Annotated in this window: 1 protein-coding gene; it reads left to right on the top strand. The window is 58.7% G+C overall.

All coding sequences use genetic code 11. The annotated features are described in order from the left end of the window. A partial coding sequence (locus tag ACYP03_RS25810; protein ID WP_459782650.1) for a baseplate J/gp47 family protein occupies positions 1–281 on the top strand: 281 nt, incomplete at both ends.

Here is a 281-nt window from a genome sequence, read left to right as displayed (position 1 = left end):
AGTGTGTTGATCACTGTCCTCTCCCGGGCAGGGAACGGCAGTGCTGAGCCGGGTATTCTGGACGCGGTGAAATCACGTCTCAGCGCCGAAGATATCCGACCGCTCACGGATGAAGTGACGGTGCAGTCAGCGGACATCGTGAGTTATGAGATTGATGCCACCCTGTATCTGGCATCCGGACCGGAATCAGAACCGGTACTGGCTGCAGCGCAGGAGCGGATTGCCGCCTATACCACGGAGCAGTTCCGGCTGGGTCGCAATATTCGCCGTAGTGCCATCGA

The organism is Photobacterium sp. R1, from assembly GCF_054600795.1.
Note: the sequence above shows the minus strand (reverse complement) of the source record. Positions and strands in the feature narration are given on the sequence as shown.